Source organism: Parafrankia sp. FMc2 (assembly GCF_041008525.1).
Lineage (GTDB): Bacteria > Actinomycetota > Actinomycetes > Frankiales > Frankiaceae > Parafrankia.
The window spans coordinates 54,433-67,933 of sequence record NZ_JBFLUG010000035.1; the positions used below are offsets into that span (position 1 = coordinate 54,433).

The 13,501-nt window shown below is 63.6% G+C and carries 13 protein-coding genes; 5 read left to right on the forward strand and 8 right to left on the reverse strand.

Going from position 1 to position 13,501, the window contains the following annotated elements:
• The first annotated feature begins 247 nt into the window (after nucleotides 1-247).
• Together AB1460_RS14800 and AB1460_RS14805 are read left to right on the forward strand one after the other, a co-directional pair.
• A complete protein-coding gene (locus AB1460_RS14800; RefSeq protein WP_368961822.1) occupies nucleotides 248-586 on the forward strand; it encodes a recombinase family protein in 339 nt (112 codons plus the stop codon).
• 91 nt (nucleotides 587-677) lie between these two features.
• A complete protein-coding gene (locus AB1460_RS14805) occupies nucleotides 678-1,502 on the forward strand; it encodes an alpha/beta hydrolase (protein WP_368961848.1) in 825 nt (274 codons plus the stop codon).
• Between the two features lie 77 nt (nucleotides 1,503-1,579).
• Here the strand turns inward: AB1460_RS14805 and AB1460_RS14810 are convergent, their stop codons facing one another.
• Together AB1460_RS14810 and AB1460_RS14815 are read right to left on the reverse strand one after the other, a co-directional pair.
• Nucleotides 1,580-2,704 (reverse strand): SGNH/GDSL hydrolase family protein, encoded by a 1,125-nt coding sequence (locus AB1460_RS14810; RefSeq protein ID WP_368961824.1) that lies wholly within the window; start codon nucleotides 2,702-2,704, stop codon nucleotides 1,580-1,582.
• 315 nt (nucleotides 2,705-3,019) lie between these two features.
• Nucleotides 3,020-4,342, reverse strand: a complete 1,323-nt coding sequence (locus tag AB1460_RS14815) for an XRE family transcriptional regulator (protein ID WP_368961849.1) — start codon at nucleotides 4,340-4,342, stop codon at nucleotides 3,020-3,022.
• 439 nt (nucleotides 4,343-4,781) lie between these two features.
• Here AB1460_RS14815 and AB1460_RS14820 point away from each other — a divergent pair, with 439 nt between their 5' ends.
• Genes AB1460_RS14820 through AB1460_RS14830 form a run of 3 tightly spaced genes read left to right on the forward strand, consistent with a single transcriptional unit; the run spans nucleotide 4,782 to nucleotide 7,256 of the window.
• Nucleotides 4,782-5,462 carry a hypothetical protein gene (locus tag AB1460_RS14820; RefSeq protein WP_368961826.1) on the forward strand — a complete coding sequence of 227 codons (681 nt, stop codon included), beginning with the start codon at nucleotides 4,782-4,784 and terminating at the stop codon, nucleotides 5,460-5,462.
• The gene (locus AB1460_RS14825) at nucleotides 5,459-6,601 is read left to right on the forward strand and encodes a radical SAM protein (protein WP_368961828.1); all 1,143 of its coding nucleotides are present in this window, start codon (nucleotides 5,459-5,461) and stop codon (nucleotides 6,599-6,601) included. Before AB1460_RS14820 ends, AB1460_RS14825 begins: the two co-directional genes overlap by 4 nt.
• A gap of 13 nt (nucleotides 6,602-6,614) precedes the next feature.
• Nucleotides 6,615-7,256: a hypothetical protein gene (locus AB1460_RS14830; RefSeq protein ID WP_368961829.1), complete on the forward strand. Its 642-nt coding sequence runs from the start codon at nucleotides 6,615-6,617 to the stop codon at nucleotides 7,254-7,256.
• A 70-nt stretch (nucleotides 7,257-7,326) separates the two neighbouring features.
• On the opposite strand, the gene AB1460_RS14835 is transcribed toward AB1460_RS14830, so the two are convergent.
• The 6 genes from AB1460_RS14835 to AB1460_RS14860 form a co-directional block, all read right to left on the reverse strand.
• Nucleotides 7,327-7,809, reverse strand: a complete 483-nt coding sequence (locus AB1460_RS14835) for a peptidoglycan-binding domain-containing protein (protein WP_368961830.1) — start codon at nucleotides 7,807-7,809, stop codon at nucleotides 7,327-7,329.
• 32 nt (nucleotides 7,810-7,841) lie between these two features.
• A complete protein-coding gene (locus AB1460_RS14840; RefSeq protein ID WP_368961832.1) occupies nucleotides 7,842-8,744 on the reverse strand; it encodes a hypothetical protein in 903 nt (300 codons plus the stop codon).
• Nucleotides 8,745-8,998: 254 nt separating this feature from the next.
• Complete coding sequence (locus AB1460_RS14845) at nucleotides 8,999-9,970, reverse strand: carbohydrate kinase family protein (RefSeq protein ID WP_368961834.1); 972 nt, start codon at nucleotides 9,968-9,970, stop codon at nucleotides 8,999-9,001.
• Between the two features lie 2 nt (nucleotides 9,971-9,972).
• Complete coding sequence (locus AB1460_RS14850; protein WP_368961836.1) at nucleotides 9,973-10,410, reverse strand: NUDIX hydrolase; 438 nt, start codon at nucleotides 10,408-10,410, stop codon at nucleotides 9,973-9,975.
• 94 nt (nucleotides 10,411-10,504) lie between these two features.
• Nucleotides 10,505-11,173 carry a hypothetical protein gene (locus AB1460_RS14855; protein ID WP_368961838.1) on the reverse strand — a complete coding sequence of 223 codons (669 nt, stop codon included), beginning with the start codon at nucleotides 11,171-11,173 and terminating at the stop codon, nucleotides 10,505-10,507.
• A gap of 45 nt (nucleotides 11,174-11,218) precedes the next feature.
• Nucleotides 11,219-13,501 (reverse strand): hypothetical protein (locus AB1460_RS14860; RefSeq protein ID WP_368961839.1); only part of this gene is annotated, 2,283 nt, incomplete at its 5' end.

Sequence of the window (13,501 nt, forward strand, 5' to 3'; positions counted from 1 at the left end):
CACCGAACTTGCTGGATAGCAGACGTTGGCCCGTGGTACGACCGCCAATGTTCCCCTGCGAACGAATGTCAAACCATTAACGCGGTGCGGTTGATAGAACACGTAATTATGGCCTGTGTGCTGCTCATACCTCACGCGCATAGCGCTGTCCCGCTACTGAATCCACTGTTACGACAGGCGCCCTGAGTCGGGTCGAGCCCACTCCTCAGCCCGGGGCGTCACCCACCGTGACAGGATCGAGGGACAGATGCTCGGGACCGTGTACGGCTACATCCGCTTGGACGCCGACGACCAGGCCGAGGAAGATCACCTGCACGATCAGCTGTCCGACTACGCGGCGGCCGAAGGCTTGGCACTGGCCGATGTGTTCGTCGACCGGCACACACCGCCGGCCCGGATCGTGCGGCCGGGCCTGGCGGAACTGCTGGCCCGGCTCAGGCGTACCGAAGGCTGCGGGGTACTGGTCGCAAGCTTGGATCACCTCTCGCCGTCCCTGCCGGTACGGCAAGCCATCCTGGTAGAGATCAGCAACGTCGGCGGCCAGGTGCTGGAAGTAGCGACGCGGCCGGCGACGTCGCTGCGGTAGGTGAGAGGCTGCTTGCGGGGCCGGTGCTGGTCCAACAGCCCCATCCGCCAGAGGATGGGCAGTGACGCTGCACGACGCACGAAGGAGTGCCATGCCCGCGCACGAGACCGTGACCTCGCTTCGCACGTTGGACGGGTTGCAGCTGGCGGCGACGCTAACCACGCCAGAGGCGACGGCCGAGCGTGCCGCGGTCCTGGTTCACGGCGGCGGTGTCACCCGTGAGGAAGGCGGCTTCTTCACCCGCCTGGCCGCCGGACTGGCCGAGGCCGGTGCGGCGTCGTTGCGCTTCGACCTACGGGGGCACGGGGAGAGCGAGGGACGGCAGGAAGAACTGACGCTGTCCTCCATCCTCAACGACATCCGGGTCGCCCTGGCCAGTGTCAGGCGAACCACCGGAGTCAGCCGGATGACCTTGCTCGGCGCGAGCTTCGGCGGCGGCATCTGCGGCTACTACGCTGCCAAGCGTCCAGCGGAGGTGTCACGGCTGGTGCTGCTCAATCCGCAGTTCAACTACAAGTGGCGGACGATCGACAGCCGGCCGTACTGGCACGACGACCGCATCGACGACGAGGCCGCCCGGACGCTGGATGAGGAAGGGGCGATCACCTTCACGCCGACGCTCAAGCACGGCCGGCCGATGCTGAACGAGGTGTTCTGGCTGCGGCCGGACGAGGTCATCGGGGAGATCGCCGCGCCGACACTGCTGGTGCACGGCACCAAGGACACCCTGGTACCCATCGAGTCGTCGCGTGCGGCACTGGCGAAGTTCACGGCAGAGGCCCAGCTAGTGGAAGTGGAGGGCTCGCAGCACGGCTTCGCCGTCCACGACGATCCCCAGTACCTCCAGCCCCAGAGCCAGGAGTGGCAGGCGTACGTCATCCGGACGGTGGCTCAGTGGGTGACAAACGCCTCGTAGGTCGGCGCCCATCTTCCAAGGGCCGTAGGCTACTCGCCGGAATGCTGGATTTGCATCCGCTGTCGACTGCCCCGAAATTAGGCGCCGAGCCGCTCCCGCAGTGTTGACAGCGACTCTTCATCCACACCCACCCAGCCGACCTGAATTGTAAAGGTGATGAAACCTTCGATGGCGGCCATTAGCTTCCTCACCTCATCGATCTCCTCCTCTCTCCCAGAGTCTGCATGCTTCAATTTTTGAAGCGCTCCTCGTACTTCCGCTACGCCCATGGCCGCGAGCTCATGCATCGGAGATGGATGCGGAATCGGTTGACCTGCGTAAACCAAGCACAGGGCCTGCCCTCGCTTCGAGGGCTGCACTACGCCATAATGATCAACATATGTCAGATCACGCTTGTTCGGAGCCTCTCGACGCACCCACTCCAAGACAAATTCTCGCTGAAAAGCGTTACGCAGCATGCGGTCCAGCATTTCAACCAGCGAGTTGGCGGCTTGAGAGACACCGTCCGCTGAGGTGTCGAGCACATCGCGGGCACCCTGAATTTTTCGAGCTAGCCTTGCGCTGAGGGCTATGAGTGCGTCCCGCGTGCGGCCTTCTATGATCTGATGCAGCTGGTCGGCAAGTCGCTGTAAGTCGGCACCAAGTGTGCCGGCCTCTCCTTCCCGCGCAGGAACGGATTCGAGTGAGAAGCCCTTGGCTATCACCCCTTCCAGGGCATCGTCGATTATCAGAGTGAGTTGCAGCATGGAATGATTGAGTTTACTCAGACCCTCGACACGGGCAATCTGGTCCGGGGTTAGTAGCACGACACAGTCATCCAGCGCGAGGGCCAGCGGCATTATGTGTCGCGTGACTCTTCGCGCAGCGAGGATCGCTACTGCTCCGTCACTCTTGAGCGCTTTCACGAGGCGGTCGTATCGCGCAGTCCCGACGAGTCGTCGAACGAAAATCTGGTATCCTTGGGATTTTATTCTCGCGGCAATCTCATTGCCGTCTTCGCTTAGCTTGTTAAGCCCGTCGGTCAGCATCTGGACACGCTCCTCGTCCAGACCCGAAAAAATCAGCTCAAAGTCGTAGATTCTCTCACGCCACGGACGACTGTCATTGTCGTCGAGCATGAGTTTCGCCGTCGCGACCACCGCGTCAATGAACACGATCACGACGTCATCCAGCAGGAGGGTGTGCCGCAACTTCGTCGGCATCCGGCTCAGTTCGGCCGCAAGAGCGGATCGGCCAGACAGCTCGTGGCCACTAAGATGCGGTCGAGCAACGTCCGTAGATGGTGAAGCGTTGGCCATTCCAAGCCCTCGGTAGGCAACCAGGATCAGATTGGTTTCGCTACACCAATCCCGTCTTGATCAGTCTACAGGTTGCGGTGGAGTCGGCTCTGTCGAGATGCGACCAATGCACGCAGGGCTGTCCACCGACAGCAATCCGTAACAGCGGATATCGACTTCCCTGCGAAGAGTAGTTGCGCCATCTCGCTCACAGACGAGCGCACACACCGCAGGCAATCGCTACGACCCCATCGCCTCCCGGAACTCCCGCGGCCCCGGCCGCGACCGCCAGGGCATTAACGTCCGTGCCACGTCCGACAAGATGGCCGTCGTGCGCTCCGAACTGGTTGCCCGCGCGATCCGCAAGGCGTTGAGGCCGACAGCAGCGGCATCGTCCGGGTGGCCGCTGAGAGCCAGCGCTGCCGCCCGGCGCGCCCCGAACAGGCCGGTGTCGCGGCGGGACAGGCTGTTCCCCGCCAGGATGTCCGCGAAGATCCCGGCTGCCCGGTCAGGAATCCCGGCCTCGGTGTAGACGGCGGCGGCACGCAGTTGCAGCGTGGCGGTGGTGACCCGTTGGCCGGCGGCTTCGGTATCCCGCGAGGCTTCGCCGAACGCCACGCGGGCGGCGTCCAGCTTGCGCTCGATCACGGGCAGCGGTTCGCCGTGGGTCGCCAAGGCCAGTGCCTCCTGTTGCAACAGCTCGGCCTGGACAGATGGCGGCGCGGCCGGGCACACGCGGCTGGCGGCTTCAGCCAGGGTCAACGTCCGGGCCAGGTCGCGGCCGTCGTAGGCCATCTGCGACTTCTTGACCAGCACGTACGCCTGCATCGGGGCGTCTTGGGCTTCCTGCGCCCACTCCATCGCGCGGTCATACCAATGGGCTGCGGACGCTGGGTCGTGGAGGTCGCGGTACAGCCAGCCGGCGAACTCCGCACCATCCGCGCCGACCGCCAGCAGTTCCCGCCGCACCGGCGGCCGGACGTCGCGGGCGTGTTGCTGGATCGCCCCCAGGACGCCGAGCACCATCGGGAGGACACGCAATGGTCCGAGCCGGCCGTCGTCCCCCTTGCATCGCTCGAACTGCTGGGCGAAGAAGCCGACAACCGAGCCATCCAAGTAGCGGCGGGCGTCCTCCAGCGCGGCGGCCATGTGCCGCAGCTCATCCACCCCGGCAAAGGGCAGGATGCGGGCGGCCTGGCGCTCGGATGAAGCGTGGCCGGTACTGGTGATCAGCCTCTCCAGTCCGGCCGTCTCGGCGGCTCCGGCGTCGATGGGCAGGGTGATCTCCCGGCCGCCCACCACGACCGGCAGGAAGATCGGCGGGCGGGCTTGGGCTGGTTGCCGGGCACGCGGTTCGCCGGGTAGGTCGAACCACAGCAGCTCGGCCGGGATGCCGAGGATCTGGCTGTAGCGGATCAGCTTGCTCAGTTCTTCGGGTGCGCGGCCGTTCTCGATGCGGCTGAGCTGAGCCTGGGTGAGGCCGAGCCATGTGCCGACCAGTTCCTGGGGCAACGTGTAGCCGTGGTGCGGATGGTGGCGGTAGGCGAAGATCACCCGCCCCATGTGCCAGGTGGCCAGGGCATCACGCATCTGGTCGAGTGCCCAGAACTCTGAGCGGACGGCCGGCGGCCGAGCCTGGGTGTCGAGGGCGGCGCTCTGGCAGGGGCTGCACATGGCCTTGGTGTTGTCGGCGGCGAGCCGGTGGCCGCAGCGCGAACAGTGCCGTAAGCGGGGCGCGGTCGTCATCGCCGGGTGGTCTCCCTCCCTGTACGCGCCAGAGCCAAGGTCAACACCACGACGGTAACACCGCCGGTAGCAGGGTCTATGCGTCCCGCGTATGCCGGTCACCGCTTCTCGGTGTAGTCGCCCCGCTTTCGGCGGCAGACGCTGAGGCCGTTCGATCACCAACCCGCAGTGAACCCGGGATGACACCACCGGGAACGGCCGTGCCAGCGATGGCGGCCGTCCCGGCGGCATCCCCCGCGCGAAAGGGGGTTATCCCGTGGCCCTCGCGTTGGCCGTACCCGTCTTCGGCCCCCCGGCTGCCGGCAAGACGACGCTGACCGCGGCTCTCGGTGCGCTACCGGGTCGGGCTGTCTTCCGGCTTCGGGAGCATGTGCCGGAGACCATCCTGGCGGCCACGGCCACCAGCGCCGAACGACTCGGCTGGATCGACGACTTCACCGTGGTCACGGCACTACGCGGCTACATCGAGGCCACGGCCTCGGCTAGCGCGGCGCACACGGTGCTGTTCGACAACTTCCCCGGTAGCGGCGCGCAGGTGCGCTTCTTCCTGACAGTGCTGGAGCAGCACGCCCCGGGCTGTGCGGTGCGTGCCGTGGAGCTGGCGGCGGACACCACGACGCTGTACCGGCGGGCTTTCCAGCGCCGGGTGTGCCACCGCTGCGAACGAGACCCCATCCGTGATCCCCGCCTGCCGGCCGTGCCGAGCGTCGAGGACGCCCAACGCTGTGCCCGCTGCGGCGGCATCCTCCACCCCCGCCGGGGTGATGCGCCCCGCCTGCTGCGTGCGCGGCTCAATCGCTACCGCCAGACCGCCGACGGCATCCGGGAGGCGTTCACCGCGGCCGGCGTCCCGGTCACCCAGCTCGATGGCGGAGCCTCCGCTGACCAGACCGCCGAAGCCATGACCGTGCTACTCACGAGGAGCAGCCAGCCGTGACCACCGTCCACCTTGACCCGCCGCGCCTGCGGACCGATGACGACTACGGCCACGCCCGGATGCCCCGCCGAGCCGGTATGCCTGCGCCGGAGCGGATCGAGCGGATCGCCTACGGGCGCTTCCGCAACGTCTACCTGTACATCACCGAGGCCTGCCAGCTGCGCTGCGAGCACTGCTACATGGGCGAGCGACTGGACCGGGCGCTCAAGCTGACCCTGCCGGAGATCCAGGACATCCTGACGACCTGGCGGAAGATGGGCGGCAGCAAGCTGACCATCTTGGGCGGCGAACCGACGCTGCACCCGAACTACGTGGACGCCATCCGGCTCGGCCGAAGCCTCGGTTACGAGGACGTCATCACGACGACCAACGCCCAGCTCCCGGCGGCGCGGAAGTTCCGGCAGCTGACTCCGGAGGACTTCGCCTACGTCCAGGTCAGCCTCGACGGCGGCAGCGCCGAAACCCACGACCGGGTGCGCGGGGCAGACACCTTCGCCACGGCGCTGGAGACGACGGCCGAACTGACGGGACGCGGCTTCGACACCCGGATCATCTGCACCGTCAACCAGGCCAACCGGGGCGACGCCCTGAAGCTGCTGGACATCGCCGACGAGATCGGCGTGTCGCTGGTGAAGTTCCATGTCTTCTCGACGATCGGCGTCGGCCACGGCAACGCCGACATGGCCATGAGCCCCCGGGAGTGGGTGACGTTTTGCGACGTCCTGAACCAGACCGCGCCCGGCTACCAGACGCGGGTCTGGTACCAGCCGACGTACGCCCGCCGCGACCAGATGGACCGCTACGCCGCCGAGGGCTACCAGGGCTGCATCGGGCGGACGCTGGACCGGATCTCGATCTTTCCCGACGGCAGATGCTACGTCTGCTCCTACCTGTTCGACACCGACCTGCACTTCGCCCGGATGCAGGACGGCCAGGTGGTGCTCAACCGGGGTGACAACGAGTTCGACCTGTTCACCCGGCCGTTGGTGTCGAGCGCCTGCGGCGGCTGCAAAGCCACGGCGTGCCAGGGCGGCTGCCCGGCCGAAGAGATCGTGATGGGCGGCTCGTCCTGCGCCGCGGAACCGGACATCGTGCCGGTCTGCCGGCTGTGGAAGTCCAGCGCCAAGCCCGAAGACTGAGGAGAAGATCCAGATGGAGCACGTCATCGAACCGCTGCATGCGCTGAACTGGAACGACATCGACGCCGTGGAGCACGCCACCCGGAAGGCGCTCACCCAGCTGGCCGAGGACCCGAGTCTGGTGCGGGATGCCTTGATCACCCTGCCGGACCGGCCAGAACTGCTGGCCCTGTGCGAGCACTACGACATCCTGGACAAGATCGTGCTGTACCAGGACCGCGCCGGCATCCGGGTACGGCTGCATGTCTTCCTGCCCGGCCACTTCGACCGCCCGCACAACCACCGCTGGTCGTATGCCAGCCGGATCCTCCGGGGCGAGTACCGGCACTACTTGTTCGGCGACGTCGACGTGGACACCGAGCCCGAACCGGGCAGCCTGGCCGCGTTGCAGGTCCGCCAAGAGCAGGCCGGCTACGCCTACGCCCTCCACCATGCGATGGTGCATGCCGTGGTGGCCGAGCCGTACACAGTGTCGCTGGTGATCCGGGGGCCGGCTGTGAAGGATCGCTTCCTGGTCATGGACCGGAAGACCGGCGAGCGCTGGTGGCAGTTCGGAGCGGGACAGGAGACGGCCGGCGAGGCAGCGCGCAAGCGGATGACCCGGGGGCGGCTGGACGAACTGGCGGGGATGCTGCGGGAGTGGGATCTGTTCTGATGATTTCATTCAGGGCGTGAATTACTGGGTGCGGCTCCGGCTATGCGGTCTCCGGAGCCGCACCCGTCGTTTACCGATAGCCGAGGCTTGCCCAGGTCCTTGGCCCGACGACACCGTCGGCCACCAGGCCATGGGATGCCTGCCAGTTCCGCACCGCCCGCAGAGTGATGGGCCCGAAAATGCCATCCGCCGGAATACGCAACGCGCGCTGCAGCGTCACGACAGCGCTGCCTCGGCTACCGTAGCGCACTGTTGGCATCGCCTGCCGCGTTGTGGGCTGGCTGGGAGCAGCGACAGGAGGGCTGGCAGGCCGATTCGGAATGGTCACGGGTGGCCCGCTCGCCGGATAGCTCGGAATGGTGGTTACAGGCCCGGCCGCAAGCGCCGGGACTGTGGCAACCGAACTGCAGGCGGCAACTGTCGCAACGACCAACCCTGCGCGCGCCAGTTTACGCGGGACGAGGCTGCCCGTCGGCCTGCCCGGCGCTCTGTGCCGCCCAGGCGATCTCTTCGTCATGTGCTGCTCCTTGTCTGAGGCCGATGCACCATGCATCTGACCGAGAAATGCTGAGGCCTAGCTGATGGCTACAGCGGTGTGATCATTGGTGAGCGAATCACGGCCTCCGTACCCCAGACACGGAAAGCCACTCCATTTCCGCCGTCGACGCCACAGGACGCGGGCAGACGAGGGCCGTCCGCCAGCGGCCACTTCACAACACGAGGTCCGGGGACACCGCCGACCGTCCCAGTGGCACTGGCCGTCGGACCATGCACTTCGATCGTCCAGGCGATCTCTATAAGCTTGCCCGCGACATATGGCCGGGGCACGCGCGCCGGCGTGCCGTTGATGAAGGTATAGGTGTTGTACTCTCCGGACTTCGCAATCCCCGCGAGGACACGCTGCGGCTCATCGGGTGATTCAATAAAGCCGTACTGTAGGTACGCTCCCATCGGTTCACCATTTTGGCCAATGGTCATGCAGGTCCCAACACCGAACCCCCAGCCGAGGTTGGAGTTCGGGCCTTCGGGCAGGGTCAGCGGAGGCGTCTTGAGGTCGACGGTGAACGTCAGACGGTAATCGCAATAGCCGACTCCGTCCAAGGCCCAGCCGGCCGAGTTGTAGTCGCCCGGTTCGAGCGCTGTCTGTAGAAGGTTTGCTCCATAAGAAGCCGTCCCATTGCCGAATTGCTGCCATTGGGAGAGGTCGGCATTCGCCTCGGGCACGATCGTCTCGCCCGGCTTGCAACCAGCTTTTACCTTCGGGCCGTGCTCCGAGTCAGACGGCAGCACGGTCAGGAGTCCAAAGGCGATGGTAGCAACCGCGACAACGGCTGTGGCCGCGCCGAGATACCCGCTGCTTCCGAACGCGAGATACAGCGTAGCTAGGAGGGCGGCAGCCATCACCACCGCGAGGCAAACGCGTACAAGGCCATCGGTAAAGAGGAGAAGAACAAGCGCCGCGAAAGTGATGCAGCCGAGCAGCCCCACGAGGAGCCATCGTAGCTGGAGTGGCAAGCCTTACCCCCGAGGTTCATATGCCGATCTTTTGGCTAGCTACCCGAGGGTGCTCCGGTCTAAACCTGGCCCGGAAGTTAAAAAGAATTCTTGCTAACTAGCAAGATGGACCTCGGCTCATCTACTCCAGAATCCCGGCCAATGCAATGTAAATTCCAAGACAAGATCAAGATGACGGAGAGTCCGGCAGGCGGGCATCCACTACGACGGGAATCGTAGCGCTTCGATTACTCTCCGGATCTATAGTCTGAGGCCTGGCTCGCCCGCCTACCCAGACCGGCTCCATGCCGATGTTCGGAAATGAACACTCGGAGTTCCTCCAGTCCGGGGAGCGGGCCGTGGTGGGCACATTTGCAGCGCAGACCACCACTCGCTGTAGCCAAGATCAGGGTGTCGGTCATCGGCAAGGTGTGGAGCAGGCCATAGATCAACCCGCCGGAGAACGCCGCGCCCGCACAGTGGGTGTGCCGTACCTCTACCTCGAACGCCGGGACGGTCACTAGATCATCCATCGCGGCAGCCACCGCCCCGAATGCCCCGGTGGTGACCACCGCCCACGAAGCTCCCGTCTGATCGACCAGTGCCCCGGCCATGGCCGGGGCGGCTTCGTGTTCGGTGTCATCGACGTTGGTCTGGATGATCAGGTCGGGATAGCCCTGTACGGCCGAGGCCACAGCCGGCGACAGAACCGAACCCCCGAGGTTCACCAGCAGCGGCACGCCGGCCGTCCGTGCAGCATGGATGGCGCGCACCGCCGCGGGCTCGATCAGTTGGTAGCAGTCGACGTAGGCGAAGGATGCTCCGGTCAGCGGCGCGAGGTCGACCACAGTGAGGGCCTCGGGGACGCCGGGCAGGTGTGGGAACCAGGTACGGGTGCCCTGCTCGTCGGCCACGATCACGATCTGCGGCGTGGCGATGCCGGGCACCGTCTCAGCGGTGGTCGTCACCCGGTTCCGGTGCAGCCAGGTCCTGATCTGATCGCCCGGCGCGTCTTCGCCGATACCGTTGCTGATCACGAGCGTCGGGACGTCGAGCGCCGCCAAGACGGCGGCGACCATGGGGCCATCGGCGGCGATGGAGGCTTCGGCCCGCTGGACCTCTGCCCCGTGGTTCGCCTCCGGAAAGCGCTCGACGTTCCACAGCGACGCGGCGGCCAGGTAGCTGAAGCAGACCACCGGGCCGGGACGATCCCCAGTCACGGCTACCAGCCGTAGATCGAGAACGGGCGGTCGGCGGTGATGCGTTCCAGGGCGGTGCGGCAGTAGGCGATCAGATGCTCAGGCAGCGCGTCCAGTGGGAACCAGGCCAGTTCGCTGCACTTCTCGGGTTCGCGGTTCTCCGGCTCGCCTTCCCACTCGCGCACCATAAAGAAGAAGGCGGCCCGGCCGCCGCTTGATGAGTTGTGCATGACGTGGGCGAACTCCACGGCTTCCGGCCTGATCGTGATGCCGACTTCTTCTTTGGCTTCACGGATGAGAGCCATAACCACGGACTCGCCGGCTTCGAGGTGGCCGGAGGGCAGGTGGTAGGCGCCGTCTTCGTAGCCGGTGTTCTGGCGGCGGCCGAAGAGGACTCGGTCGTCGTCAATCAAAACGAGGTGGACGTCGGTGGTGAGCTGGTGGCGAAGGGAATCAGGCATACACCAAGTGTAACGCTTGCGATACTGCGGGATATGCGTACAGCGCATAGACAGAGCACTTCCAGTAATGCCGGAGGTGTTCTGGGCGCTTCGCTTACACTGGCAGAACGCGAGTAACAAAACCTGCCATCCGATAGAAGCGTTCCTCGCGACGGCGCAGGACATCAGGGGAGACCATAGCGCCCGTGCCAAGAACGCAAGCACGATAGCCAAGGCGTAGAGCGATTTCAAGCTTCGGGTCGGGATTCTTCGGCGAAATCACCTGTAGCTGCCTCGAATCGAAGCCAATCTTCCGCCAGATGTCGACCGCCCGCCTTCCGTGACGACGGTGAATGACTAACGCCAACGGCGAGTCCGGGGTGTACTTGTCAACTGGGGTCAAGCCGTTCTCCACTAGGATGCCAACTTCGTCAACGGTGCTTGTAGCATAATCCCGCCCAAGAGGGTGAGCTTTATTGGGCCTGACAAGTTCCTCGGGCACGCCCCGATCGGTAAGCAGCCGACCAATGACATACGCTTCAGCCTGTCCAACGGTAGCCTGCATTCCTTGCCGCTTAGCCGGGCGGCCGGCCACGCAGGTCACGGGTATCGGTTCGACGGATTCCGCACTATTCGCCCACCAATAATCGGCGGCAAGATCAGCACGCGCCACCCCATCCGGCGAGATTTGCAGCCTTCCTTCGTCGTCATAGGTCGAGCCGGGCGCACCGAAAACAACAATGTCTTGCGGACAAGCTAAGCCGGCGAATTCTAAGTTACCCATTGCAGCTATCATACGACATCTTACCTCCCTCGCAAATATCTACCTCTACCGCCGATCTGTTGCGAGACCGGCAAGGCTGCGCTGCAAGAGATCATGGCGGAATTCGTAGGATATGGCCGTTTGGCGAAGCACTCCAAGTTCATGCGCCTCTTCAAGAAATCCAACGAGCCGCAGCGGCAGTTTGGTCGCAATCACCAGCCATAGATGAGCCACTCGGAAGCGCACCCATGCTGCAAAAAGCAGACTTGAGGTAAGTCCTCCAGCAATACCGCTCAAGACGCCAGCGGATGTACCTTGATGCAGGGCCGACTGAATCGTTGCTGTAGTCAGTAGTGCGCAAATCAATGCACCCAGGATAGCAGTGCCAGCAGCTGCACCCATTCCGTCCCTTTTGATGGCTTCACGGGGGCTACTTGCCCGCGCGCCCGAGACCTTCTTATCAAATTTCGAGCTGCCGATCAATACCACGCCGGCTGCCACGCCTCCCAAGAGCCCAACAAGAGCCGAGACCACCACTCCAATACCGAGTCCCGTCAGCACACGCACCACGACATCATCGGTGAGTGCCGGCGGTCGATCTCCCCAAATCACCCAATAGATTCCCGATGAGGACGCCGCGAGAGAGAATACCGAGACTAAACCTATTCCTAGCCGCTGCGCATGAATAAGGAACTCGGGGTCGTTATCTCTGAGATCGCCACTAAAAGCAAAACGGTATAGATGCGAGACCCTTGCCCGTGAGGCCGAGTAGCCGCGTCCAAAACATACCCCGAAGAACAACCCGAACACGAGCGAAAGCCCTACGGCTATAGGTATGCTCGGCGTCCAACGGCCCACAAGGCCCAACAGAACTCCGGCCGCAGCACCGCTAAAAATCGCCAGCCGCTTGGAGGGTGCCAATTCTGTAATCTGCCACCATGCTATCTCGCGCCTCTCGTTCCGCTGCAATTGGCGAGCAAAGAATGTAAGCCATCTTATGGCATCGTCTGGATCGCTACGCAGCATCGCAGTTTCGCCACCATGCTTGCTGAGAGCACGCTCAAATACGGTAGGGACAAACGCTGTAAGTAGCTGACGCTTGATGCGGCTGTGGTCAGATGTGAAGGAAACTTCACCAATTTTCAAGATGCCACTTGTCTCATCGGATGCTTTACATGCAAGCCAGACCATGAGCGGGGAGTTGAGTGCCGCCACGAGCGGAGAGTCGTTGTCCTCCACGCCCTCAAGAGCTTCAGCCCACGCGGGCCTACCAGCGCGCGAAAAAGACGCCCTAATCTGATCGACTCGGAGCGGCCGGATGCGGGCAAGCTCGGCTCTAGGCAGCGGTTTCCGCTCTAGAGTGTCGTACTCAGCGACGCGTGAAGTAATGATGACTGGTCGCAAAAATCCAAATATATCGGCAAGGACTCCGCCAGCCTCTTCTCGGATTTTGGCGGGAATCTCGTCCATCCCGTCCAGGATGGGTAGAACCCAACGATCCATGAAGTATTCGAGTATTCGGGCGTCATCGAGTTTCCCGAGAAGGGCAGCAAGCTCCGGATACTCAAATTGGAAACGACGCGCCATCCAGTTATAGAGGTCAATCTTCGCTGGATTCCACGACGCCAATGGGAAACGGATGGGAATACGGTCGTCAGGACCTCGCGCTACGAGCAGATGATCGACTAGTAAGACTAGCATCGTGGTTTTACCCGCGCCTGCTTCGCCAAGGACTGTAAGCTGGCCGATCTCGCCGGCCTGAAAACGTTCTGCTAGTTCGACGACGCCAGTGCCATTCAGTCTATCGGACTCGGAAGAAGGCGACCATCGGCTGTCTGGTCTATGAACCTCTCCCTGTAGGTAGTCTAGTCCGACAGGCAGCTCATCAAAACCGGTGAGCAGATGGCGGAGCACGGCGTTCTCCCGCTGCACACTTTCCGCAAGACCGTCAATCAAGTCTCGGAGGGATCTATCCTCATTGGTAACAACGGCGGCATTTAAAGAGGTAGCTGCCGCTGGCGCTGGCCAATTCTGTAGTAGGGAAATAGCGGGCTCGATCGGCTCTTTCTGTCGTGCAGATCGCCTGTCCGGGTCTCTCGGATTGACCGCTGCTGTCGGAAGGCCAGGTGTAATCTGCTCAACACTCGGATCGGTGGCGGCGCTCGCATTTCTCACTGACTCCGCTTCATTGACTTGTTGCAGCGCTGTATTGGCCTCAATTTCCTTGATGATTGCGGCCTCTAGCCGGGGCAGAACGTAATCTTCAAGTCGACGTTCACAGGTTCGCTTGCTACGTAGATTGAACTCCGGCCTGTCTTCGATAAAGCGGAGGTAGCGCCTATCGAGGTT